The following is a 23,249-nucleotide window of genomic DNA, read 5'->3' as shown; positions in this document are numbered from 1 at the left end:
TGGCCTGGGGTGCCGGGCCCGCGTCGACGCATCATAGATACATGACGCATCCCACCCCGGTGTCCGGCGCGCGCCCGGCCGCTCCGTCCGCCGCCGAGCGGGCGTACCAGCACCTCAAGCGGGCGATTCTCGAGCAGGTCTACCCCGGCGGGCTGCTGATCAGCGAGGGCGAGATCGCCGAGGCGACGGGGGTGTCCCGGACGCCGGTGCGGGAGGCGCTGCTGCGCCTGGAGGCCGAGGGCCTGGTCAAGCTCTACCCCAAGCGCGGTGCGCTGATCCGGCCGGTCTCCGCCCGGGAGATCGCCGATGTCATCGAGGCCCGCCGCCTGGTCGAGCTGCACGCCGCCGAGCAGGTGTGGCCGCGCCGGGCCGCCATCCGCGACGACCTGGCCCGCTGGCTCGACGAGATGCGCCGGGCGCACGCGGCCGGCGACGTCACCGCGCTGATGGCCGCCGACCGGGCCTTCCACGCCACCGTGGTGGAGGCGGCCGGCAACGAGATCCTCGCCGAGCTGTACCACCGGCTTCGCGACCGGCAGCTGCGGATGGGCGAGGCCAGCTTCCGGCTCTCGCCGGGCTGGGCCGAGGTGGCCCTCACCGAGCACGCCGGCCAGCTCGCCGCCCTCGACGGCGACGACCCGCAGGCCTGGCTCGACGCGGTCGGCGCGCACATCGACAACGCCGCGACCGTGCTGCGGACGCTGCGGTGAGTACGACCGCCCGTACGGTCGCCCCGCGCCGCTCCGCCGCCCTGGTCTTCGCGGTGGCCGTCACCGCGTACGTGGCGGCGGTCTTCCACCGCAGCTCGCTCGGCGTCACCGGGGTCGACGCGGCGGACCGCTTCCACATCAACGCCGCCGCCCTGGCCACCTTCAGCGTGGCGCAGCTCGCCGTCTACGCGGCCATGCAGGTCCCCGTCGGGGTGCTGCTCGACCGGTTCGGCTCCCGCCGGCTCCTGCTGGCCGGCGGCGCGCTCATGGTGGCCGGTCAGCTCTGCTTCGCCGTGGCCACCGACGTCCGGCTCGCCGTCGCCGCCCGGGTGCTGGTCGGCCTGGGCGACGCCATGACCTTCATCAGCGTGCTGCGCATCGTGGCCTTCTGGTTCCCGGGCCGGCGCAACCCCCTGCTGGTGCAGCTCACCGGCACGATCGGGCAGCTCGGCGCGGTGCTCGGCGCCGTACCCCTGGTGGCCCTGCTGCACCACGCCGGCTGGACGCCCGCGTTCCTGACCGCGGCGGCGCTCGGCGCGACCGTGCTGCTGCTGGTGCTCGTCGGGGTCCGCGACACCCCGCACGCCGAGCACACCACGGCGCTCGCCCCCGACCTGGCCACCGTACGCCGGCAGCTCGCCGACGCCTGGGCCCAGCCCGGCACCCGGCTGGGCCTCTGGACGCACTTCGTCACCCAGTTCTCCGGCTCGGTGTTCGCCCTGCTCTGGGGTTACCCGTTCCTGGTGCAGGGTCAGGGCTTCTCGCCCACCGCGGCGGCCGGCCTGCTCACCCTGATGACCGTGGTGACCCTGGTCTGCGGCCCGGTGATCGCGCACCTGTGCGCCCGGCACCCGTTCCACCGCTCGGCCGTCGTGTTCGCCATCACCGCCGGCACCGCCGCCGTCTGGGCGGTGGTGCTGGCCTGGCCCGGCCGCGCGCCGCACGGGCTGCTGGTCGCCCTCGTGGTCGTCCTCGCGGTGAACGGCCCCGGCTCGGTGATCGGCTTCGACTACGCGCGCACGTTCAACCCGGTGCACCGGATCGGCAGCGCCACCGGCATCGTCAACGTGGGCGGGTTCGTCGCCTCGATCCTGCTCATCCTGGCGGTCGGCGTGGTGCTCGACCTGGCCACCCCGGCCAGCCGGAGCACGCCGCCACTGTCGGCGTTCCGCTGGGCGTTCGCCGTGCAGTACCTGCTCTGGGGGCTGGGCGCGGTGCAGGTGCTGCGCTACCGCAACGCCGCCCGCCGCCGCTACGCCGCCGGCGCCGTGCCGGTGAACGCCGCCGCCGTGGCGGGTCCGGTCAGGTGAACCGGCGCTTGTGCGCCAGCGAGTCCAGCACCAGCGTCAGCCCGGCGGCGACCAGCCAGCTGTCCTTGGCCAGCCCGATGCCGGCCTGGGACGGCTTCAGGCTGTTGCCCTCCCGCATGCCGGGCGTCTTGAGGTAGAGCTGCACGAGGCCGGCCCCGAAGGCGGTCAGCCCGGCGCCGGCCAGCAGTGCCGGCACGAACGGGGTGAGCAGCGCGGCGCCCAGCGCTATCTCGGAACGGGAGAGCAACTTCGCGAACTGGTCCGGCGGAAACTGCCGCAGCTGCGGGATCGCGCCCACCGCCATCCCGTGCATGCCGGCGGCGGCCTCGCCCTCCAGGGTCCGCTTGGACAGCCCGGAATTCAGGAAGAACGCGCCGATGATGATCCGTAGTGGCGCATGGGTCAACCTCATGATCACTCCCGTCGGTGCCGGAGAACCGGGCCACCGCGTACCCCGCGACGCGCCGGATAACCGCCCCCTGGACGGTGGGCCGCCGACGATGATCGGCGGTAGGTTCGGCTGGAGTCGAGCGAGGGAGGGACCGTGGGTCAGGAAGTCCGGGGAGTCGTGTCGCGGCGCAAGGGCGCGCCCGTGGAGGTCACCACGATCGTGGTGCCCGACCCGGGGCCCGGCGAGGCGGTGGTCCGCGTCCAGTCCTGCGGGGTGTGCCACACCGACCTGCACTACCGCGAGGGCGGCATCAACGACGACTACCCGTTCCTGCTCGGCCACGAGGCCGCCGGCGTCGTGGAGCAGGTGGGGGAGGGGGTCACCGACGTGGCGCCCGGCGACTTCGTGGTCCTCAACTGGCGGGCGGTCTGCGGGCAGTGCCGCGCCTGCCGGCGGGGCCGCCCCTGGTACTGCTTCAACACCCACAACGCCGCGCAGCGGATGACGCTCACCGACGGCACCGAGCTGGCCCCCGCCCTGGGCATCGGCGCGTTCGCCGAGAAGACCCTGGTGCACGCGGGCCAGTGCACGAAGGTCGACCCGTCGGCCCGGCCCGCCGCCGTCGGCCTGCTCGGCTGCGGCGTCATGGCCGGTCTCGGCGCGGCCATGAACACGGGCAACGTGACCCGGGGCGACTCGGTGGCGGTGATCGGCTGCGGCGGGGTCGGCGACGCGGCGGTGGCCGGTGCGTCCCTGGCCGGTGCGACCACCATCATCGCCGTCGACACCGACTCCCGGAAGCTCGACTGGGCGCGCCGGTTCGGCGCCACGCACACCGTCAACGCCTCGGAGGACGACCCGGTGGAGGCCATCCGCGCCGCGACCGGCGGGTTCGGCGCCGACGTGGTCATCGACGCGGTGGGCCGGCCGGAGACCTGGAAGCAGGCCTTCTACGCCCGCGACCTGGCCGGCACCGTGGTGCTGGTCGGCGTCCCCACCCCCGAGATGCGGATCGAGCTCCCGCTGCTGGACGTCTTCGGCCGGGGCGGCGCCCTCAAGTCCAGCTGGTACGGCGACTGCCTGCCCAGCCGCGACTTCCCGATGCTCACCGAGCTCTACCGGCAGGGCCGGCTCGACCTGGACGCGTTCGTCACCGAGGAGATCGCCCTCGACCAGGTCGAGGAGGCGTTCACCCGGATGCACCACGGCGACGTGCTCCGGTCGGTGGTGGTCTTCCCGTGACGGCCCGCGTCGACCACACCGTCACCTCCGGCACGTTCTCACTCGACGGCCAGACGTTCGACGTCGACAACAACGTCTGGGTGATCGGCGACGACGCCGAGTGCGTGGTCGTCGACGCGCCGCACGACGTGGCCGCCATCCGCGCGGTCGTCGGCGGCCGCCGGGTGGTCGCGATCCTGGCCACCCACGCGCACGACGACCACGTCCGGGTCGCGCCCGAACTGGCCCGGGCCACCGGCGCGCCGGTGCTGCTGCACCCGGCCGACCGGGTGCTCTGGGACCTGGTCCACCCGGACTCCCCGCCCGACGGTGACCTCACCGACGGGCAGACCGTCGAGGTCGGCGGCACCACCCTCCGGGTGCTGCACACCCCCGGCCACAGCCCGGGCGCGTGCAGCCTCCACGCCCCCGACCTCGGCGCGGTCTTCACCGGGGACACCCTGTTCGCGGGCGGTCCCGGCGCGACCGGCCGTTCCTTCAGCGACTTCGGCACGATCGTCGAGTCGATCCGCACCCGGCTGCTCACCCTGCCGCCGCAGACGGTGGTCCACACCGGGCACGGCGACGACACCACGATCGCCGCGGAGGCGCCCCACCTCGACGAGTGGATCGCCCGCGGCCACTGACGGCCCGCCCGGCCGGGTCAGCGGCCCGGCCGGGCACCGGCGTCAGCGCTCGCCGTCGAGGACCGGCTTCACATCGAGTACGGGCGTGCCGTCGACCGCCTCCAGGTCGGCCACCCGCAGCCGCACGCCGTCCACGGCGAGCACCCGCACCCGGTGCAGCCCGACCGGGTTCGGCCGGTGCGGCGAACGGGTGGCGAACACCCCCGTCTCGGGCCGGGACACGTCCCCGCGCGGGTGCACCGCGAGCACGTCCCGCCGGGCCCGGTCCAGCCAGGTCAGCACCAGCACGTCCGCGCCGGGCCGCAGCCCGTCCAGTGCCCGGGCGTACGCCGCGTCGAAGACCAGCCACGCCTCCGGGGCGCCCTCGTCGCCCTGCTTCGGCGCCGCCGCCGGATCGGTCAGCGGCGACTCCACCCGGCCGACCGGATACAGCAGGTGTTCGGTTCCCGTCACAGTGCCTCCCTGAGCATGTGCAGCCGGACGGTGGTGCCGGCCGCCGTGGTGTGCAGGAGCACGAGGTCGCACAGGGCGTGCACGATGACCAGCCCCCGCCCCCCGATGCCGTCCCGCGCGGGGACGAGCCGGCCGGCGAGCGGGTCGGCGAGCCAGCCGTCGTCGTGGATCTCGCACACCAGGTGCCGGTCGGTGTGCCACGCCCGGAGGGTGCCGGTGCCGCCGGCGTGCGCCACGCTGTTGCTGGCCAGCTCGGTGACCGCGATCTGGAGGTCGGCCACCCGGTCGGCAGCCAGCCCGGCGGCCACGGCGTGGTCGGCGACGAACCGCCGGACGTGCGGCAGGGTCGCCAGGTCGTAGTGGAGCAGCGCGACCGGCTCGGGCGGGGCGGGCAGCGGCTTGTTGTGCCGCTCGGTGACCGCCGCCGGGGCGTAGCCGGCGAGGCGGCGGGACCCGCCCGGCTCGACCAGCAGCGGGTGCGTGCAGCGGGCCTCCGCGAGCACGCCGGGGCCGAGCCGCCCCGCGTCGTACGGGCAGAGGATGCTCGCCTCCCGGCCCGCGAAGGCCCAGTTGATGGCGGCCTCGTGCTGCGCGCAGGCCCGGTACTCCTCGGCGGTTCGCCCGGCCCAGACCGGCTCGCCGATGATCCGGACCGGCCGGTCGGAATGGCGGTGGGCGAACGCCTGCAGCACGCCCGGGATGATCCGGCCGGGGTTGCGGCCCGCGTCGGCCATGTCGGCCCAGCCGACGGCGTCGGCCGCCGCGCCGAGCGCCGCGCGGATCAGCGTCAACCGCGGGCGGGGCGTGGCGACCAGCACCGGATGGCCCGCGGCCAGTCCCTCCCTGATGAACGGCACGGTGACCGCGAGCAGGCTCGCGGTGTCGGTGTAGAAGGCCAGTTCGTGGCGGAATTCGGCCGATGCCGGCCCGGCGGCCGCCCTCACGCCCGCCCCTCCGTCGGCACGGCCTCGAGCAGGTGCAGCAGCCGGTGCAGCGCGGGCCGGCACCCGACCAGCCGGATGCCGTCGGCGCCGGCCCGATCCGCCCGGACCAGGGCGGTGGCCGCGCCCACGTCGGCGAAGCTCAACTCGGAGACGTCCAGCACCGGTGGCGGTCCCGCCGCCCGCCGGCCGGCCGTCACGGCCGCCAGCACCGCGGTGAACGCCTCCCGGTTGCTCTGGTCCACCTGCCCCACCAGCCGCAGGCCCGGCGGGTCGGTCGTCCGGTACGCCCGCAGCAGCGGCGCCCACGTCCGCGCCGCCCGCGGCCCGGCCGTGCCCGGATGGGCGGCGGCGAGGGCGCGCAGCTGGTCGGCCGGAAAGAGGCGCCGGTCGTACAGGCACAGTCCGGCGATCCCCACGTCCAGGAAGAGCGGGTTGAGCGCGGCCTCGTACCGGCGCAGGTCGTCCAGGCTGGTGCCGCTGCGCAGCACCCACGCCATGTCGCCGGCCAGCCGGATGCCCGGGTAGCCCTCGTGCCGCGCGCGGTCGACCTCGTCGACCACGATGGCGACCATCGTCTCCGGTGCCGGCCGGGCGGCCGTCGGGTACGCCTCCAGAGCCGGCACGATGCGCAGCTGGCCCGCCGCCACGGCGGCCTCGGTCGGCACGCCGACGGCGTCGACGCGGGCACGCACCGCGTGCGGCGGCGACGTCTCGGTGAAACACACGACCTTGTGGCCGAGGCGCAGGCCCGCGGCGGCGAAGCGGCCGACGGCGTCGAGAGCCGCGCTCTCGTCGTCGTGCGTCCAGCAGACGTGGTCGCCAAGGCGAACCTGGTCGACCACGGTTGTAGCAGTCACGGTGCTGGCCTTCCCGGTCGGCGCGTCCCTCACTGTAGCGCCGGCGGGGCCGACCGGACCGGCGGCGATCCGCTTGGCGACGGCGACCTTCCCGGGGTAGTCTGCCGATGGACCCGGATGCCGGCGGATCACGCCACCCGCGGTCCACTCTCCCCGCGCGGCGACTCACCCGCGTCGGCTTCCGTCCGGCGGCCGTCACCCGGCCCACCGCCGCCTGTCACCGGACCCTCGGGCGCGGATGCCCACGCCTCCGGCCGCCCGTCCACAGCGCCTCGGGCGCCTCAACCTCCGCGTCGAAGCGCCACGATCCGCTCGGGCCGGGAAATCCCTCGCCTCCGCACACCAGCGGCGAGCCGACCGCTCGCCTCCCCGCGTCCGTCCCATGGCGACGAACGCTCCTCGAAAGGCACCCGATGAACGACACCTCCGCGCCGCTCCCGGTGAGCGGCATCGTCGACACGGTCGACGACCACGCGCTGCTCCGGGTGGACGGCTACCTGCCCTCCGCCGCGGACGCCCACCTCACCGCCGGCCAGCTGCGCCGGTACGGCCTCCGCCGCGGCGACCTCGTCACCGGTGCGGTCGCCACCACGCCTCACAAGGGCCGGCACGCCCCGCTGGTCCGGGTCGACACCGTCAACGGGACGACCCCCGAACAGGCGCGCCGCCGCCCGGACTTCCACCGGCTCACGCCGATCCACCCGCACGAGCGGCTGCGGCTGGAGACCGAGCCGCACCTTCTCACCACCCGGGTCGTCGACCTGGTGATGCCGATCGGCAAGGGCCAGCGAGCGCTGATCGTCTCGCCGCCGAAGGCGGGTAAGACGATGGTGCTGCAGGCCGTCGCGAACGCGATCACCCGCAACAACCCGGAGTGTCACCTCATGGTGGTGCTGGTCGACGAGCGGCCCGAGGAGGTCACCGACTTCTCCCGGTCCGTGAAGGGCGAGATCGCCGCGGCCACGTTCGACCGTCCGCCGCAGGACCACACCGCGGTGGCGGAGCTGGCGATCGAGCGGGCGAAGCGCCTGGTCGAGCTGGGCCAGGACGTGGTCGTGCTGCTCGACTCGCTGACCCGACTGGGCCGCGCCTACAACCTGACCGTCCGCTCGGCCGGCCGTACGCTCTCCGGCGGCGTCGACGTGGCCGCGCTCACCCCGCCCAAGCAACTGCTCGCCGCGGCCCGCGCGGTCGAGGAGGGCGGCTCGCTGACCATCGTCGCCTCGGCCCTGGTCGACACCGGCTCCGCCGCGGACAGCCTCATCTTCGAGGAGTTCAAGAGCACCGGCAACGCCGAGCTGAAGCTGGACCGGACGCTGGCCGACCGGCGGACCTTCCCCGCCGTCGACGTGCGCGCCTCCGGCACCCGCCGAGAGGACCTGCTGCTCACCGAGGCCGAGCGGGACCGCCTGCGGGCGCTGCGTACCGCGCTGTCCACGCTGGACCGCCAGGCCGCCCTGGACCAGCTGCTCCGCCAGCTCGCCACCACCGGCGGCAACGCCCACTTCCTGGCCCGCCTCGGCGCCGCGACCCGCGGCTAGGATCAGCGGTCATGAACGCTCCCGACGGGCCACCGACCGTACGCCAGTTGCGCCTGGTGGTCGAGGCCGAGGACTACGACGCCGCGGTCGCCTTCTTCCGGGACGCGCTGGGCCTGCCGGAGCAGGCGGCGTTCTCCGGCGGCGACGGCGCCCGGGTGGTGATCCTGGAGGCCGGCCGGGCCACGCTGGAGCTGGCGAACCCCGCGCAGAAGCGACTCATCGACGAGGTGGAGGTCGGCCGCCAGGTCGCGCCCCGGCTGCGGGTGGCGTTCGAGGTGGACGATAGCCGGGCGGTGACCGAGCGTCTCGTGGCGGCGGGCGCCACCGAGGTCGCCCCGCCGACGGTCACCCCGTGGCAGTCGCTCAACGCCCGCCTCGACGGCCCGGCGGGCCTGCACCTCACCGTCTTCCGGGAGCTGCGCGACCCGGCGGAGCGGGAGACCCTGGACGGGTTCGGCACCGACGCCTGAGAATCGCGTGGCGTGTCGCGGGCGAGCCCGGCGATACTCGGGCCCGTGCCCGACGTGATGTTGACTTCCGCGCAGGCCGCCGCCCTCCGGCACGTCGGTGACGTCGCCCTCCGCGACCGGCCGGCGGCGCTCACCGTCATCGCCCGGCACCTCGCCGGCTCCGGCGCCGCGTACCGCCCGGAGGAGATCGTCGCGGCGGTCGCCGCGCACGGCCGGCTGACCCTCAACTTCCACCCCGACCGCCTGCTGCGCGACGGCCGCACGGTGGCCGAGGCGCTCGACCAGGAAGGCGTCTACCGCAGCCAGTTCGAGACGGGCGTCTCCAACGGTGGGTTGACTGCCTTCCCCGGCGGTGACCGGGACCGCTGGGAGGAGACGCTGTTCGGTGGGGCGTACCAGCGGCCGGGCGTGTCCCCGGCCGAGCGCCCGAAGTACGGCGGCCTCAACCTGCTCGACCATCCCGACGGCGCGTGCCCGCGGTTCGGCTCCTGCCATCTGCGGCTGCGGCCCGCGGCGCTCGCGCGGGCCACCTTCAGTTTCGGCGACAGCCACATCGAGCCGAAGGACCTCGGCACCGTGACGGTGTTCGAGCCGGTGCTCGCCGCGCTGCTGGCGGCCACCGCCACGACCGGGATCAGCCTCGGCGTGGCCGGCATGGACACCGTCACACTGCTGCAGACCCTGCTGCGCCGCCGTGAACGGGCATCCGATGCGGCCGGCCGGGCGTTGGACGACTACATCGAGGCGCAGGTGCACGGCGAGCTGAGTCTGGCGCGCGACGTCGAGGCCGTGGTGGTCGATCCCTCGTTCCGGGACACTGCGGAGGGGCGCATCCTGGCCGGGATCGCCCGGCGGCACGGCTTCGCGCTGTGCTGGCACACCGGGTTCGAACTGCCGGTGGACGGGATCGACGCCGAGTTCCGCGGGCCGGCCATCCCGCCGCTCGCCGTCCGGGTGCACGCCGAGTTCGCCCGCCCGGGGGAGCCGGTGCACGCCGCGCTGATCGGCCGGGCCGCCGCCTCCCTGGTACGCGAGCCGCAGCGCTGGGCCGACCGCGGTCCGGCCGAGGTGACCCTGCAGCACCTCAAGCAGCTCTGGCACGTCCTGGTGCGGTTCGGGGCACCGGCGACCCGCTGACCCGGTTTCGCCCCTCGGCGCCACCTCTGTCCAGAACCCAGGTGACCTGGGCCGCAGCTACGGCCGCACCGGGCATTTCCGGAATGCCCGACACGTCGAGCGGGTTGTGTTCCCCGTACCGCCGGAACGCAAACCCGGACCGGTCAGTAGTTCCCCCAGGGGCGCTCACCCCGGAGCGCGTCGTAACGACGAAAGGGCAACCATCGTGAAGCAGCACTTCACTCGATGGCTCCCCGCCATCGCGAAGACCGCCGTGGCGACGACCACCACCGTGAAGACCGCCGTGGCGAACTCCGCCATCGCGCAGTCCGCCGTGGCGAAGTCCGCTCTGGCGAAGTCCGCCACCGTGAAGACCGCCATCGCCGCCAGCCCGAACCGCCGTACCGCGCTGACCGTTGCGGGCGTGGCCTGCCTGGGCGGGCTGGCGTTCGGCCCCACCGCCGTCGCCGCCCCGGTGACCAGCGGCCCGCACGCCGGTGCCCTGGCCGCCATCGACCTGGCCACCGGCAAGAGGACCGGCACCGAGAGTGTGAAGTCCGACCTGACCACCGGCAGCGACAAGGTCCCGACCAAGGCCGACCAGCCCAGCCGGGAGGAGCTCATGCCGCGCGGCGTCGAGGGCGCCCAGTCGCGCATCCCGCTCGACAACGCGCAGCTCGACAACGCCAAGGCCATCGTCAAGGCGGCCAAGGAGACCGGTGTCGGAGAGCGGGGCGCCGTGATCGGCGTCGCCACCTCGCTGCAGGAGTCGAAGCTGTACAACCTCGGCCACCTCGGCGACTACAACGACCATGACTCCGAGGGCCTGTTCCAGCAGCGCCCGTCGTCCGGTTGGGGCACCCCCGACCAGGTCACCGACCCGGACTACGCCAGCAAGGCGTTCTTCAACGCTCTGAAGAACGTCGGCGGCTGGCAGGACCTGCCGCTGACCGCCGCGGCCCAGACGGTCCAGGTGTCCGCCTTCCCGTACGCGTACGCGCAGTGGGAGGAGCAGGCGGCGGACATCGTCCAGCAGCTCTGGTGACAAGACCAGCGAAGCGGCCGGCCCCGTGCGGGGCCGGCCGTCTCCGTCTGCCCCCGATGCGGTTGTGAGGGCGGACACCGCCCGGCCCGGAACAGCGGACCCGGTCGGGCCGTTGTGCAGAGCGTCGGTGTGCCCAGTGTCCCCGGGCCTCACCTAAATTGCCTTCGCGGAATACCGTCCGGCTGGAGCCGCGTCGCGCCACTCGCCGAGAGGCGACCTGCACACCGACACCCAAGCGCCGTCCGCCCCCTCCGGGGGCTGGCGGCGCTGTTGTCTACGCCCCGCCCGCTCCCTGCGCACCGGGGGGGCCGGCGCTGTTGTCTACGCCCCTCCCGCTGCGCATCAGGCGGCCGGCGCTGTTGTCTACACCCCTTCCCGCTGCGCACCGGGCGGGCGGCGCTGTTGTCTGCGCCCTTTGCCGCTGCGCATCGGGCGCTGTTGCCCTGCGCCGCGCCCCTCTTCGCGCCGCTCTTGCTCTGCAGCCACCGACGCAGCGCCCGGGGTGCGCAGGTGTTGCTTCCGTGGCTGCAGAGCAAGGGGCGAGCGAGCCTGGCGGACGACGGGCTGGGTGGGGCGAGGGGCTGGGTGGGGCGAGGGGCTGGGTCAGCGTTTCCGCTTGCCCGCGCGCTCGCTGTTGAGTCGTTGTCGACGTCAGGTCGACAGGCATCCGAGAGGACACGATCTGATGGGGGCCGCGGCGGTCCGTTCACGTCATCACGTTGGTAGCCGCGCACACGTCACTCTTGGCTGGGATGAATGGCCGATTTGCGCTGTGCTGGACGACGGTGAGTGGAGCGCTATGGGTGTCTCCGAGGCCCGGATACACCCATGGTGTCCCACTGACCCCCGGGACCGGGCCTTGCGTGTGCGGCTCTCCAGCCCGCCCCGTCGAGATCTTGGACAGTTGTTGGTCGTAGCGAACGGTAACTGTCCAAGAATCTGCAGCCGGCGCGACGACCATCGCACGGTCTGGGGTGAATGTCCGGATCGCGGCGGTGATCGGCGGCATCCCGGCGGCGGAATGGCCGGCGGGCGGGGGTCGTTATACCCGGTGCACGGCCGAGGAAGGCGCCCCGCGAGTCGGGGTGGCTCGGGCCCCCGGACCCGCTCGCCGTAGGTGGGTGTGCCGGTCCCGGAATGATGGTGGGCCGCCGGTCGTTGTACATGGTCCCGGCGCGACGAAGAGGCCTCTGCCCCGCGCGCCGATGATCCCCCAAGACTTTCCTTTGAGCGCCTGACGTGGTGCTTGCGCACGGCCGACCCCCATCGGCGTGTGCGCCAACCCCCGAATGGAGCTACCCCTCATGAACACGATGCTGCGTAAGAGCGTGCTGGGTATTGCTGGTCTGGCTTTCACCGGTGGGATCTTCGCCGGTCCGGTCGCCGCCCACGCGGCGGAGCCGGTGCACGACAGCAAGCCGGTCGCGGTGGCGACCGTGCAGGGCGCGCAGTCGAAGATCGACCTGAACGACGAGCAGCTGGCCAACGCCAAGGCGATCATCGCCGCGACGAAGAAGGCCGGTCTGCCGGAGCGGGCGGCGGTCATCTCGATCGCCACGTCGCTGCAGGAGTCGAAGCTGGAGAACCTGGGCCACCTCGGCGACAAGAACGACCACGACTCGCTGGGCCTGTTCCAGCAGCGCCCGAGCTCGGGTTGGGGCACGCCGGAGCAGATCACCAACCCCGAGTACTCCACCCTCGCCTTCCTGAAGGGCCTGAAGCAGGTCGACGGCTGGGACAAGATGCCGCTGACCGAGGCCGCCCAGACCGTGCAGGTCTCGGCCTACCCCGACGCCTACGCCCAGTGGGAGCAGCAGGCCACCGACATCGTCCACCAGCACTGGAACAGCTGACCCACAGCAACAAGCCGCTGGCCGGCACCCCGAACAACGGGGTGCCGGCCAGCGGCGTCTTCACGCCGGGGCGCTCTCGGCGCGCAGGCGGGAGGAGCCCGTCCCCACCGACCAGCCCGCCACCCAGCGGCTGCCGCTGGTGCTGCTGGTCCGGTCGGCGAGGTGGTACCAGTCCATCCGGCAGCGCTGCGGCGTCACGTCGAGCACCCCGTACCCGTGCCCGTCCAGCTCCGCCCAGCGCACGTGCGGGTTCGTCGAGCGGAGCAGCCCGGCGCCGAGCTGGCTCAGCGCGTTGCCGGCCGGCAGCTTGAGGAAGTCGTTGACGTTGTCGCTGGTCACCGACGGTACGACGAACTCGGCCGCGGCCGGCTCGAACAGCGTCGACCGGGTGGTCACCTCGTTTGCCCACGAGGTGTGGATGTCGCCGGTCAGGAAGACCACGTCCCGGGTCCCGGTGGCCCGCAGGTGGTCGACCAGTTCGTTGCGGTCGGCGTTGTAGCCGTCCCACTGGTCGGCGTTGAGCACCGCGCCGTTCTCCGGGATGCCGAGCAGCTTCCCGAGCGGGCCGAGCAGCCAGGACGGCAGTGCGCCGACGTCCAGCCGGGCGATCATCACGGGGTTGCCCACCAGCTTCCACCGGGCGGCGGAGCCGGACAGTCCCGCCTTCAGCCAGGCCATCTGCGCGTCGCCGGTGATCGTCCGGTTCGGGTCGTCGACGGCCGGGCCGGAGGCCTGCGCCGACCGGTACGAGCGAAGGTCCAGCATGGACAGCTCGGCCAGGCGGCCGAACCGGAACCGCCGGTAGATCGCCCCGTCCGCGCCGACCCGTACGGGCATCCACTCCAGGTACGCCTGCCGGGCGGCCGCCAGCCGGTCGGCGAACGGGCCCTCGGTGCCCGGGGTGTGGTTCTCCGCGCCGCCGGACCACTCGTCGTTGGCCACCTCGTGGTCGTCCCAGGTGATCACCCACGGCACGGCGGCGTGCAGCGCCTGCAGGTGGGGGTCGGTCTTGTAGAGCGCGTGCCGGATCCGGTAGTCGGCCAGGGTGAGCACCTCGTGCGCCGGCTGGGTCGGCCGGACCACCCGGCCGGCGGCGGCGAACTCTCCGGTGGCGTACTCGTAGAGGTAGTCGCCGAGGTGGACGACGAGGTTGAGGTCGCCGCGGTCGGCCAGCCGCCGGTACGCGGCGAAGTAGCCGGCCTCCCAGTTCGCGCAGGACACGACGCCCAGGCGTAGCCGGTCGACGGCCGCGTCCACGGGCGGCGCGGTCATCGTCCGGCCGGTCGGCGACCAGGCGCCGCCGTGGCCGAAGCGGTACCAGTAGGTGGTGCCGGCGGCGAGGCCGGACACGGCGATCTTCACCGTGTGGTCCCGGGCCGGTCCCGTGGTGAACGTGCCGGCGGCGATCGGCGTCCGGAAGTCGGGGTCGGTGGCGACCTGCCAGCTCACCTCCACGTCCGGGCCGGCCCCGGAGCCGGGCAGGGCGTCGGGGGTCGGGGTGACCCGGGTCCAGAGCAGGATCCCGTCCGGCAGCGGGTCTCCGGAGGCGACCCCGTGCCGGAAGGCGGCGGTGACCGCGCCGGCGGGGGAGGGGTCGGCGAGGGTGGCGCCGGCCAGCACGGCGGTGCCGGCGGAGGCACCGGCGAGGCGCAGGAGGGTACGACGGTCGAGGGTGTTCGTCATGCCCCAGGTATCTACCGCCGTCTACCTGTCCGGCGCACCCCTCAGGACGGCGAATTCGCAGAATGTTCTGCGCCGGTTCTCAATTCACGGGGAGTGACGCCGTCCGGCCACGACGTCGACCACCGCCGCCACCAGGGCCACCGCGATGATCGCGACGGCCAGCAGCAGCGAGTGCCGGTACGCAACGGTGAAGTCACCACGGCTGTCGCTCAGCGTCGAGAAGAACAGGGCGCCGACCGCGGCGATGCCGGCCGCCGAGCCGATGCGTTGCCCGGTCTGCAGCATGCCGGCGCCGCTGCCCGCCTGCGGCACGGGCACCTCGGAGAGCGTCAGCGTCTGGTTCGGCGCGATGACCAGCCCGCTGCCGAGCCCGGCGAGCAGGAACGGCACGGCGAGGAGCAGCGGCACCGAGTGCCGGGGCTCGTCCCGCAGCACCCACACGGTGGCGAGCAGGCCGAGGATCACGACCAGCAGGCCTGCGGCGACCAGCGGCCGGCCGTACCGCGTGACGACCCGGCCGCCGATCGCCGAGGCGGCCGCGGAGCCGAGCGCGAACGGGGTGATGGCCAGGCCGGCGGCGAGCGCGCTGTAGCCGAGCCCGACCTGGAGGTAGAGCGTGAAGATGAAGAAGATCGCGGTGAACCCGGCGAAGTAGACCAGGCCGATCAGCGAGCCCAGCGTGTACGAGCGCAGCCGGAACAGCCGCAGGTCGAACAGGGGCGGGCGGTGGCGCCCGTACCAGCGCTCCCACAGCGCGAAGCCGGCCAGGAAGAGCAGGCCCAGGGGGATCAGCGCCCACTTGCCGGCGCCGCGCCACTGTTCCCGCTGCACCAGGGGCAGCAGCACCAGGGTCACCCCGACGCCGAGCAGCACCACCCCGGTGGGGTCCAAGCGGTGCCGGTCCGGCTGGCCGGCCGGGCGGGCGGGGATGAGGCGCCAGCCGAGCACCACGGCGAGGATGCCGACCGGGATGTTCACGAAGAAGACCCAGCGCCAGCCGTGCTCCTCCCCGCCGAGCTGGATGAGCAGCCCGCCGAGCAGGGGGCCGACCGCCGTGGAGATGCCGATGGTGGCGCCGAGCAGGCCGAACGCGCGACCCCGCTCGGCGCCCCGGAACAGCTGCTGGATCATGCCGCTCACCTGGGGGTTGACGACCCCGGCCGCGGCGCCCTGCACCAGCCGGGCGATGACCAGCCACTCCGGCGAGCGGGCCAGCCCGGCCAGCGCGCTGGTCACGGTGAACAGCGCCACCCCGACCACGAAGGCGGTACGCCGGCCGCGGGCGTCGCCGAACCGCCCGGCCGGTACGAGCACCAGACCGAACGTCAGGGCGTAGCCGGACAGCACCCACTGCAGGTCGCTGGGCGTGGCGTGGAGCGCCCGGTCGATCGACGGCACGGCGACGTTGACGATGCTGACGTCCAGCAGGGTCATGAACGCCGCGACGAGGCCGACCCCGAGCGCCTTCCAGCGATGCCGGTCGTCGGGCCCCCCGGTCTCCACCGGCGCCGACGACCGGTCCGTGCTCATCGTGCCTCCCGAAGACCGTCGATCACGCATCCCCGATCGCTACCCGGCCCCCGGTGGGGCAAACGACGGTGTCAGGCGGGTTGACGCGCGCACCACCGCGGTCCGAAGTCCAGCCCGGCCATCGGGGAGTCCTCCCGGTGCAGCAGCCCCCGCTCGGTGAGCAGGTGCAGCGGCTCGCTGAGCTCCTCCTGGGTCATACCGGCCTCCTGGGCGATCAGGTCCGGATACGGCACGTGCCCCCGCACCTCCAGCGCGGTCACCGCCTGGTACACCCGTTCCTCGATCGCAGACAGCTGTACCTGCTGCATCGCTTCCCTCCTCGGCGTGGACCGCCCGACCGGCGGGCGGTCTGCGCCCGGCGGTTACCCGGACGGTGTCCGATGATGCCCACCCGATCGGGGGGTCGCGGGCGTCGCGCGCCGGGCGGGACGGGCAGGCCGTGGCCTAGGCTGCACCCGTGATCATCTGGGACCTCGTCGTCGTCGGTGGCGGCCCCGCCGGCCTCTCCGCCGCCCACGCGGCGGCCCGGGCCGGCGTCCGCACCCTGGTGGTCGAGCGGGCCACCCATCCCCGGTACAAGACGTGCGGCGGCGGGCTCATCGGCACCTCACTGGCCGAGATCACCGATCGGATCGAGGTGCCCGCGCACGACCGGGTCGACCGGATCACCTTCACCCGGGACGGGCGACGCGGCTTCACCCGCCGGCACTCCGCGCCGCTGGTGGCCATGGTGCGCCGGGAGGAGTTCGACGACCGGTTGCGCGCCGCCGCGGTCGCCGCCGGGGCCGAGGTCCGCGAGGGCGTCGCGGTCCGCGCCGTCGAGCAGGACCCCGACGAGGTACGCCTGCGGCTGGCTGACGGCGACACGGTACGCGCCCGCGCGGTGATCGGCGCCGACGGCTCCTCCGGCGTGACGGCCCGGCACGTCGGGGTGACCTGGCGGCAGGTCGACCTCGGGCTGGAGCTGGAGCTGCCGGTACCACCGGCCGAGCAGGACCGCTGGCGCGGGCGGGTGCTCATCGACTGGGGCCCGGTCCCCGGCTCGTACGCCTGGGTGTTCCCCAAGGGCGACATCTTGACCGTGGGCGTCATCGCGGGCCGGGGCGAGGGTGAGCGGACCCGCGCCTACCTGCGTGACTTCGTGGCCCGGCTCGGGCTGTCCGACGCGACCCCGGAACACGACTCGGGGCACCTGACCCGGTGCCGGGCGGAGGACTCGCCGCTGCGCCGCGGCCGGGTCCTGGTCGCCGGTGACGCGGCGGGCCTGCTGGAGCCGTGGAGCCGGGAGGGCATCAGCTACGCGCTGCGGTCCGGCCGGCTGGCCGGCGAGGCGGTGGCCGGCGGCGACCTCGACCGCTACGAGCAGGAGGTCCAGCTCCGGCTCGTGCCGGAGATGCGCGCCGGGCACCGGCTGCTGGAGGTCTTCACGCGGCGGCCCGACGTGTTCCACGCGCTGCTGGCCACCCCGCCCGGCTGGCGGATGTTCGTCCGGTTCTGCCTGGGGCAGGCAAGCTTCGACCGGGTCCTGGCGCGCCGCCCGGTGCGGGCCGGCCTGGCCCTGCTGGACCGCCTGCCCCCGCGGCGGCCGGAGGGCACCGAGGAGTCCGGCCCGCGGTAGTCAGGGCACGATGACGGCCCGCCCGTGGATCTCGCCACGGCGCAGCAGGTCGTACGCCTCCGGCGCGTCCGCCAGCGCGAAGGTCTGCACGTCGGCCTGCAACTGTCCCGCCCGGGCCAGGGCGATCACCTCCTGGAGCTCCGCCCGGGTACCCCAGAACGGCACCTCGACCGCCGTCTCCAGCGGCAGTGTCGGCGGCTCGTCGGCGACCGGCCGCACCGGCAGGGTGCCGCCGGCCAGGCCGACCAGCAGCACCTGACCGCCGGTGGCGACCACCTGCCGGGCCGTGGTGACGGTGGGGTCGGCGCCGACGAAGTCGAGCACCACGTCCGCGCCGTCCGGTGGCGGGCCCACCAGCGCCCGGATCCGGTCCACGCTGTCCGGCCCGGCCTGCACCACCTCGTGCGCGCCCATCCGGCTGGCCAGGTCGAGGGCCGCGACGCTGGTGTCCACCGCGATGATCCGCACCGCGGTGGTGGCGACGAGGATCTGCACCGCCATGTGGCCCAGCCCGCCGATGCCGATCACCACGCAGGAGGTGCCGGGGCGCAGCCGCTCCCGGGCCAGCTCGACGGCGTGGTACGGGGTGAGCCCGGCGTCGGTGAGCGGGGCCGCCTGGGTCAGGTCCAGCTCACCGATGTGCAGCAGCCGGGAGGCCGGCACCACCACGTGTTCGGCGAGCCCGCCGTCGCGGCTCAGCCCGATGCCGCCGACCGGCACCACCCGGCACTGGTTCTCCGCCCCGCGCAGGCACGCCCGGCAGCGACCGCAGCCGATGATCCCGTAGACCGCCGCCCGGTCCCCGGCGGTCCACCCGGTGACGCCCGGGCCGGCCTGGTCGACGGTGCCGGCGATCTCGTGCCCGAGGGTCATCGGCATCGGGAAGAGCCCGGCCGGCGCGTCGAGGATGTGCAGGTCGGAGTGGCAGGCGCCGACCGCGCCGACGCGCAGCAGCACCTCGCCCGGCCCGGCGGCCGGGGTGGGCACCTCCACCTGCTCCAGCACCCCGGGTGCGGTCATCCGTACCGCGCGCATGGTCGCCCTCCACCTCGTCGCCGGACGGGTCGTCGCGGCGGCTTACCCGGACCGGATCGGTTGATGCGGCGGGTGGCGGGGCGGGCGCACAATGCGCCCATGAGCGAGCCGCGCGAGTCGTTCACCGACGAGGAGTACGCGTTCCTGCGGCACGTCCGCTTCGGCGAGCTGCCGCAGGCGGTGCGTCCCGAGGACCGGGTGGAGTCGACCGAGAGCGAGACCGAGCCGCGCCGGGACCGGCCCGACCCGACCGGTGGTCAGCACGAGTGGGACCTGCGCGCGGGCAGCGGCTGACCGGCCCACCGACGCCGACGGGCCCCGGGTGTGGCACCCGGGGCCCGTCGTGACCGGTACGGATCAGAAGACCGGCGCGCCCTCGCGGACCAGCTTCCAGTTCGCCACGTAGAAGTCGGCCGGACGGATCACGCCCTTGGCCTGCGCCCAGTCGATGAGCAGCTGGCGGATCTCCTGCTGCTGGTTGTAGACCTGGGTCTTCACGATGCCCGGGAAGTTGCCGCCACCGCTGCGCCGGTAGTTGTTGACCGCGACGACGAACTGCGCGTCCGCGGGGACCGGGGTGTCGGTGCCCGGCAGGACCAGGCGGGTGATCCGCTGGCCGACCGGCTTCGAGATGTCGATGTCGTAGTCGAGCCCCGAAATGACGTCGTAGTTGTAGTCCGGGACGTTCGGGTCGTTGATGTTCGGCAGGTCGATGGTCTCCCCGGCCGCCCAGGTCTTGAAGTACTTCGCGGAGTACTCCAGGTACGCCTTCACCTCGGCGCCGGTCATGACGACCGCCTCCAGGGTGTTGTCGAAGACGTACAGCCCGGCGACGTCGCGGATGCGCACGTCACCGGCGGGGAACACGGCGGTGCGGCTGAACGGCGACGCCTGCGACAGCACCGGCAGGCTCGCGTACTGGGTGCCGGCGAGCGCCTTGCTGACCACCTCGGCCTGGACGTGGTTGATGAAGTCCAGGATCGGGGTGTCCTTGTACCGGGACTCGACGGTGGACAGCTCCACCTCCGACTGCGCCACGACCTGGTTGACGTACCCGACGGTCTTGGTGTGCTGGCCGCGCACGGCCGCGAGCACCGCCGGGTCCTCGACCACGGTGTTGGTGTTCAGCATGGTCGAGCCCTTGCCGACGACCTTCCAGCGGCCCTTCTCCCGGGTCAGGGTGAAGTCCATCCGGGTCAGCCGCTGGCCCCACTTCGACGGCTCCGAGGTGAGCACCTGCGCGCCGGTGGCCTTGTTGGTGACGAACTTCTCCGGCACCTCGTTGTGGGCGTGGCCGAAGAGGATCGCGTCGATGCCCGGGACCTGCTCGGCGATGAGCGCGACCGGGTTCTCGTTCGGCAGCTCCGGGCCGTAGCTGGAGGTGCCGCTGTCCCCGCCGTGGGCGGAGATGATGACCAGGTCGGCGCCGCGCTCGCGCATGACCGGCACCCACTTGGCGGCCGTGGCCACCATGTCGGCGAAGACGAGCTTGCCCTCGACGTTGGCCCGGTCCCAGATGGCCACGCCCGGGTTCGTGAGGCCGAGGATCCCGACCTTCAGCGTCGGCGCGTCGTACCCGCCGAGCGCGACCTCCTTGATCACGTACGGCAGGAAGGCCGGCTTGCCGGTCTTCTCGTTGATCGCGTTCGCGGCCAGGGCGGGGAAGCCCAGCTGGCCGATCCAGGCGGCGAGCAGCGGCAGGCCGTAGTTGAACTCGTGGTTGCCCAGCGTGACGGCGTCGTACTTCAGCACGTTCATGGCGTTGGCCATCGGGTGCGTCTCACCGGTGGTGGTGATCGGCTCCTGCTTGGCGTAGTAGGTGGCCAGCGGGGTGCCCTGGATGGTGTCACCGGCGTCGAGCACCAGGGTCGCCTTGCCCTTGCGCTCCGCGCGGATCTGGTTGACCAGGGTGGCCAGCTTCGCGACGCCGACGTCGTTGTGCTTGCTGTCGTCGAACTCGGCGTCGCGGTAGTAGTCCCAGTTGTAGACGTTGCCGTGGGTGTCCGAGGTGCCGAGGACGGTGAGGTCCCAGGTCTTCGGCGCCTTCGGCTTGGCCTCGGCGGGAGCGCCGGCGATCAGGGGAGCGGTCGCGGCGGCGGCCGCGACGGCCAGCACCTGGCGGCGCGAGGCGCCGGAGGAGGAGGTCATGAGGTGCCCTTCCATGGGGGTGGACGCGCCTCGTGGGCGCCGTTGCGCACCATAACGACCGGTTGTCACAGACGCCACATCGCCCCGAGGTATCTCACACCACCAGCGCCATCTCCTACCTCGGCGAGGAGGAGGAGGCCGACGCCCGGGAGACGGTGAGCCTCGTCGAGCAGGCCGGGCGCACGGGCGTCGCCGTGCGCTGCGACGTGCGGGAGGAGGCGAACTGCCGGAACCTGATCGAGCGCTACGTGACCGGCGAGATCCTCGGCGTGACCGGCGGCAAGCCCACCAAGTGAGCGGGCCTCCGGCCGCGCCTGCGGTCAGCGCGGCCAGGCGGCCATCCGGCGGCGCACCTCGGCTACCTGGTCCGGGTCGAGGCCGTAGCGGGCGAACCGGCGGTCCGGCACCCGGTCCAGGTAGCGCCCGGCGGCCCGGACGTCGTCGGCGTCCAGGGCCGGGTCCACCTGCCGCGCCAGCTCCAGCAGGTCCGCGACGGCGTACCGGTCCAGCGCGGCCGCCACGTCGATGTAGTCGCGCACCTCGCGGCGGTTGACCAGCGCGGCGGTCTTGTTGGCGAGCAGGTCCCGGACGTCCATCACCGGGCCGAGGTCCATCACCACCGGGCTGCGGTACCGGTCGAGGCGGGCCAGGCTGAGCCGGATCTGCCGGCCGTCCCGGCCCACCACGAAGTCCCGTAGGTCCCGGTCGTACCCGTCGAAGAGCTCGCCCAACTCGCTGCCCGGGTCGGCGTCGGCCACCTGGTAGCCGGCGCGCTCCAGCGCGGCCCGCACCCCGGCCGCCGCCGCGGCGGCCGCGCCCTCCACGTCGGCGAAGAGGTCCACGTCCTCGGTCGGGCGGGTGACCAGGCCGTGCGCGGCCCAGGCCACCCCGCCGCCCAGCACGAAACGGTGCGGCCCGGCGGCCGCGAGGGCCACCCGGGCCACCTCCCGGTAGAAGTCGTGCAGGTGGGTCACGCGGTGCGCAGGCCCCGGTGCCGGCTCTCCCACGCCAGGCGTACACCCCGGGGCAGGTTCAGCAGCGGCCACACCCGGCGCAGCGTCCCCCCGTCGATCAGCTCGCGCAGGTCCTCCACGCGGCTGGTCTCGCGCAGCACGTTCTCGTACATCCAGAGCAGGTCGTCGGGGTCGGCGAGGTCGAAGGCGCGCTCGCTGCTCCACATCAGGCGCACCGGCAGCTCGACGATGCCCCGGGTGGGGCCGGCGAGCTCGCCGAGGGTGCGCGCCACCACGGCGGGTCGCCCGGGCCGGGCGAGGTACGCGGTGCTGGTGGCCGACATGGTGTCAGGGTAACCCCTGTCCCGCGTTTTCCCATCGTCCCAACCTCCCACCCGGCCGCGACGACGGGAGTTTTGTCCGGTTCTGCGCTCGCCCGACGTGGTGAGTGGAACGCCATGGGTGTCTCCGGGGCCGGGATCCACCCATGCTGTTCCACCCACCGTCGCGGGCTGCGCATGGTGTCCGTTTCGGCGGTGACCGGTGGCACCCCGGCGGCGGAATGGCGGGCGGGTGGGGGTCGTTGTGTCCCGGTGCGCGACCGAGGAGGGTGGCCCGTGGAGGCGGGTGCCCGTGGCCTGGAATGTTGGTGGGCCGGCGGTCGTTGTAGATGGTCCCGGCGCGGTGAAGTGGCCCCCCGGCCTCGCGCGTCGGTGATCCCCCGGAGTGACTTTTGAGCGCCTGACGGTGCTTGCGCACACCATTCAGCCGGCCCCCCGTCGGTGGGTGTGCGTCGACCCCCGAATGGAGCTACCCCCGTGAACACGATGCTGCGTAAGAGTGTGCTGGGTATTGCTGGTCTGGCTGTTGCCGGTGGTCTGGCTGCCGGTCCGCTGAACCACCATGAGGTGGGGCCGTCGGGTCTGTCGGAGGCTGCGGTGGTGCAGGCGGACAAGCCGGATGCGGGCAAGCTGATCCCGCACGGTGTGCAGGGCGTGCAGTCGCGGATCGATCTGAGCGACGAGCAGGTCGGCAACGCGAAGGCGATCATCGCGGCGACGAAGAAGGCCGGTCTGCCGGAGCGGGCGGCGGTCATCTCGATCGCCACGAGCCTGCAGGAGTCGAAGCTGGAGAACCTGGGTCACCTGGGTGACGCCAACGACCATGACTCGCTGGGCCTGTTCCAGCAGCGCCCGTCCAGTGGTTGGGGTTCGCCGGAGCAGATCACCGATCCGGAGTACTCGACGCTGGCGTTCCTGAAGGGTCTGAAGCAGGTCGACGGGTGGCAGGACATGCCGCTGACCGAGGCCGCGCAGACCGTGCAGGTCTCGGCCTACCCGGACGCCTACGCGCAGTGGGAGCAGCAGGCCGCCGACATCGTCGGCCAGTACTGGAACAGCTGACACACACAACGAACCGCTGGCCGGCACCCCGAACACCGGGGCGCCGGCCAGCGGCGCACCAGGGAACCCGAGCGCAACCACCCAGTGACCGCCCTCACCGAGAACAAGCGGAAGAACACCCGAGCCAGTACCGTTGTGCAGAGCGTCGGTGTGTCCAGTGTCCCCGGGCCTCACCTAAATTGCCTTCGCGGAATACCGTCCGGCTGGAGCCGCGTCGCGCCACTCGCCGAGAGGCGACCTGCACACCGACGCCCAGCGGCGCCCCGGCTCTTCCGGCCGGGGCGCCGCTGTTTCGCGTCCCGGGTCGCGAGCACCCCTCGG

General features: G+C 73.6%; 23 protein-coding genes and 1 pseudogene. 13 read left to right on the top strand and 11 right to left on the bottom strand.

Annotation, left to right across the window (positions count from 1 at the left end; all coding sequences use genetic code 11):
- Positions 1-41 precede the first annotated feature (41 nt).
- Together GCE86_RS11600 and GCE86_RS11595 are read left to right on the top strand one after the other, a co-directional pair.
- Positions 42-710 carry a GntR family transcriptional regulator gene (locus GCE86_RS11600; RefSeq protein WP_154226957.1) on the top strand — a complete coding sequence of 223 codons (669 nt, stop codon included), beginning with the start codon at positions 42-44 and terminating at the stop codon, positions 708-710.
- A complete protein-coding gene (locus tag GCE86_RS11595; RefSeq protein WP_154226956.1) occupies positions 707-2,020 on the top strand; it encodes an MFS transporter in 1,314 nt (437 codons plus the stop codon). The genes GCE86_RS11600 and GCE86_RS11595 overlap by 4 nt, the downstream gene beginning before the upstream one ends.
- On the opposite strand, the gene GCE86_RS11590 is transcribed toward GCE86_RS11595, so the two are convergent.
- A complete protein-coding gene (locus GCE86_RS11590; RefSeq protein WP_154226955.1) occupies positions 2,013-2,432 on the bottom strand; it encodes a hypothetical protein in 420 nt (139 codons plus the stop codon). The two genes, GCE86_RS11595 and GCE86_RS11590, sit on opposite strands and share 8 nt — an antisense overlap.
- 132 nt (positions 2,433-2,564) lie before the next feature.
- On the opposite strand from GCE86_RS11590, the gene GCE86_RS11585 reads away from it, so the two are divergent.
- Complete coding sequence (locus GCE86_RS11585; protein ID WP_154226954.1) at positions 2,565-3,653, top strand: S-(hydroxymethyl)mycothiol dehydrogenase; 1,089 nt, start codon at positions 2,565-2,567, stop codon at positions 3,651-3,653.
- Complete coding sequence (locus GCE86_RS11580; protein ID WP_154226953.1) at positions 3,650-4,279, top strand: MBL fold metallo-hydrolase; 630 nt, start codon at positions 3,650-3,652, stop codon at positions 4,277-4,279. The genes GCE86_RS11585 and GCE86_RS11580 overlap by 4 nt, the downstream gene beginning before the upstream one ends.
- Positions 4,280-4,321: 42 nt before the next feature.
- Here the strand turns inward: GCE86_RS11580 and tsaA are convergent, their stop codons facing one another.
- From tsaA to GCE86_RS11565, 3 genes are read right to left on the bottom strand one after another with little or no spacing between them, the layout of a single operon-like run.
- The gene (gene tsaA / locus GCE86_RS11575) at positions 4,322-4,732 is read right to left on the bottom strand and encodes a tRNA (N6-threonylcarbamoyladenosine(37)-N6)-methyltransferase TrmO (RefSeq protein ID WP_154226952.1); all 411 of its coding nucleotides are present in this window, start codon (positions 4,730-4,732) and stop codon (positions 4,322-4,324) included.
- On the bottom strand, positions 4,729-5,676 hold the full coding sequence (locus tag GCE86_RS11570; RefSeq protein ID WP_244317266.1) for a sensor histidine kinase: 948 nt from the start codon (positions 5,674-5,676) through the stop codon (positions 4,729-4,731). Before GCE86_RS11570 ends, tsaA begins: the two co-directional genes overlap by 4 nt.
- Positions 5,673-6,533, bottom strand: coding sequence for an MEDS domain-containing protein (locus GCE86_RS11565; protein ID WP_163636985.1), 861 nt, complete (start codon positions 6,531-6,533; stop codon positions 5,673-5,675). The genes GCE86_RS11570 and GCE86_RS11565 overlap by 4 nt, the downstream gene beginning before the upstream one ends.
- Before the next feature lie 434 nt (positions 6,534-6,967).
- Between GCE86_RS11565 and rho the strand changes: the two are divergent.
- From rho to GCE86_RS11540, 5 genes and pseudogenes are all read left to right on the top strand, one after another.
- Positions 6,968-8,074, top strand: a pseudogene (rho, locus tag GCE86_RS11560) (transcription termination factor Rho); the annotation flags it as partial.
- A gap of 11 nt (positions 8,075-8,085) precedes the next feature.
- Positions 8,086-8,544, top strand: a complete 459-nt coding sequence (locus GCE86_RS11555; protein WP_154226949.1) for a VOC family protein — start codon at positions 8,086-8,088, stop codon at positions 8,542-8,544.
- A gap of 45 nt (positions 8,545-8,589) precedes the next feature.
- Positions 8,590-9,681 carry a DUF3626 domain-containing protein gene (locus GCE86_RS11550; protein WP_420846514.1) on the top strand — a complete coding sequence of 364 codons (1,092 nt, stop codon included), beginning with the start codon at positions 8,590-8,592 and terminating at the stop codon, positions 9,679-9,681.
- 205 nt (positions 9,682-9,886) lie between these two features.
- A complete protein-coding gene (locus GCE86_RS11545; RefSeq protein WP_154226948.1) occupies positions 9,887-10,705 on the top strand; it encodes a hypothetical protein in 819 nt (272 codons plus the stop codon).
- Positions 10,706-12,009: 1,304 nt separating this feature from the next.
- Positions 12,010-12,558, top strand: a complete 549-nt coding sequence (locus GCE86_RS11540; protein ID WP_154226947.1) for a hypothetical protein — start codon at positions 12,010-12,012, stop codon at positions 12,556-12,558.
- A 60-nt stretch (positions 12,559-12,618) separates the two neighbouring features.
- On the opposite strand, the gene GCE86_RS11535 is transcribed toward GCE86_RS11540, so the two are convergent.
- The 3 genes from GCE86_RS11535 to GCE86_RS11525 form a co-directional block, all read right to left on the bottom strand.
- The gene (locus tag GCE86_RS11535; RefSeq protein ID WP_154226946.1) at positions 12,619-14,241 is read right to left on the bottom strand and encodes an alkaline phosphatase D family protein; all 1,623 of its coding nucleotides are present in this window, start codon (positions 14,239-14,241) and stop codon (positions 12,619-12,621) included.
- Positions 14,242-14,325: 84 nt separating this feature from the next.
- Positions 14,326-15,771, bottom strand: a complete 1,446-nt coding sequence (locus GCE86_RS11530) for an MFS transporter (RefSeq protein ID WP_154226945.1) — start codon at positions 15,769-15,771, stop codon at positions 14,326-14,328.
- Positions 15,772-15,842: 71 nt separating this feature from the next.
- Positions 15,843-16,079, bottom strand: a complete 237-nt coding sequence (locus GCE86_RS11525; protein WP_154226944.1) for a hypothetical protein — start codon at positions 16,077-16,079, stop codon at positions 15,843-15,845.
- A 149-nt stretch (positions 16,080-16,228) separates the two neighbouring features.
- Here GCE86_RS11525 and GCE86_RS11520 point away from each other — a divergent pair, with 149 nt between their 5' ends.
- Entirely contained in the window at positions 16,229-17,389 is a 1,161-nt protein-coding gene (locus GCE86_RS11520; protein ID WP_154226943.1) for a geranylgeranyl reductase family protein, read from the top strand.
- Here the strand turns inward: GCE86_RS11520 and GCE86_RS11515 are convergent, their stop codons facing one another.
- Positions 17,390-18,424 (bottom strand): NAD(P)-dependent alcohol dehydrogenase, encoded by a 1,035-nt coding sequence (locus tag GCE86_RS11515; protein WP_154226942.1) that lies wholly within the window; start codon positions 18,422-18,424, stop codon positions 17,390-17,392.
- Between the two features lie 99 nt (positions 18,425-18,523).
- On the opposite strand from GCE86_RS11515, the gene GCE86_RS11510 reads away from it, so the two are divergent.
- Positions 18,524-18,718, top strand: a complete 195-nt coding sequence (locus tag GCE86_RS11510) for a hypothetical protein (protein WP_239543554.1) — start codon at positions 18,524-18,526, stop codon at positions 18,716-18,718.
- Positions 18,719-18,781: 63 nt separating this feature from the next.
- Here the strand turns inward: GCE86_RS11510 and GCE86_RS11505 are convergent, their stop codons facing one another.
- Entirely contained in the window at positions 18,782-20,572 is a 1,791-nt protein-coding gene (locus GCE86_RS11505) for a bifunctional metallophosphatase/5'-nucleotidase (RefSeq protein ID WP_154226940.1), read from the bottom strand.
- A 32-nt stretch (positions 20,573-20,604) separates the two neighbouring features.
- Here GCE86_RS11505 and GCE86_RS32025 point away from each other — a divergent pair, with 32 nt between their 5' ends.
- Positions 20,605-20,868 carry a hypothetical protein gene (locus GCE86_RS32025; protein WP_244317265.1) on the top strand — a complete coding sequence of 88 codons (264 nt, stop codon included), beginning with the start codon at positions 20,605-20,607 and terminating at the stop codon, positions 20,866-20,868.
- Positions 20,869-20,892: 24 nt separating this feature from the next.
- On the opposite strand, the gene GCE86_RS11495 is transcribed toward GCE86_RS32025, so the two are convergent.
- Together GCE86_RS11495 and GCE86_RS11490 are read right to left on the bottom strand one after the other, a co-directional pair.
- Positions 20,893-21,546 carry a nucleotidyl transferase AbiEii/AbiGii toxin family protein gene (locus tag GCE86_RS11495; RefSeq protein ID WP_154226939.1) on the bottom strand — a complete coding sequence of 218 codons (654 nt, stop codon included), beginning with the start codon at positions 21,544-21,546 and terminating at the stop codon, positions 20,893-20,895.
- Positions 21,543-21,869: a hypothetical protein gene (locus GCE86_RS11490; RefSeq protein ID WP_107078942.1), complete on the bottom strand. Its 327-nt coding sequence runs from the start codon at positions 21,867-21,869 to the stop codon at positions 21,543-21,545. The genes GCE86_RS11495 and GCE86_RS11490 overlap by 4 nt, the downstream gene beginning before the upstream one ends.
- A 474-nt stretch (positions 21,870-22,343) precedes the next feature.
- Here GCE86_RS11490 and GCE86_RS11485 point away from each other — a divergent pair, with 474 nt between their 5' ends.
- Positions 22,344-22,928, top strand: coding sequence for a hypothetical protein (locus GCE86_RS11485; RefSeq protein WP_154226938.1), 585 nt, complete (start codon positions 22,344-22,346; stop codon positions 22,926-22,928).
- Positions 22,929-23,249: the final 321 nt, after the last annotated feature.

This window comes from Micromonospora terminaliae (assembly GCF_009671205.1).
In the GTDB taxonomy this organism is placed as follows: Bacteria; Actinomycetota; Actinomycetes; order Mycobacteriales; family Micromonosporaceae; genus Micromonospora; species Micromonospora terminaliae.
Note: the sequence above shows the minus strand (reverse complement) of the source record. Positions and strands in the feature narration are given on the sequence as shown.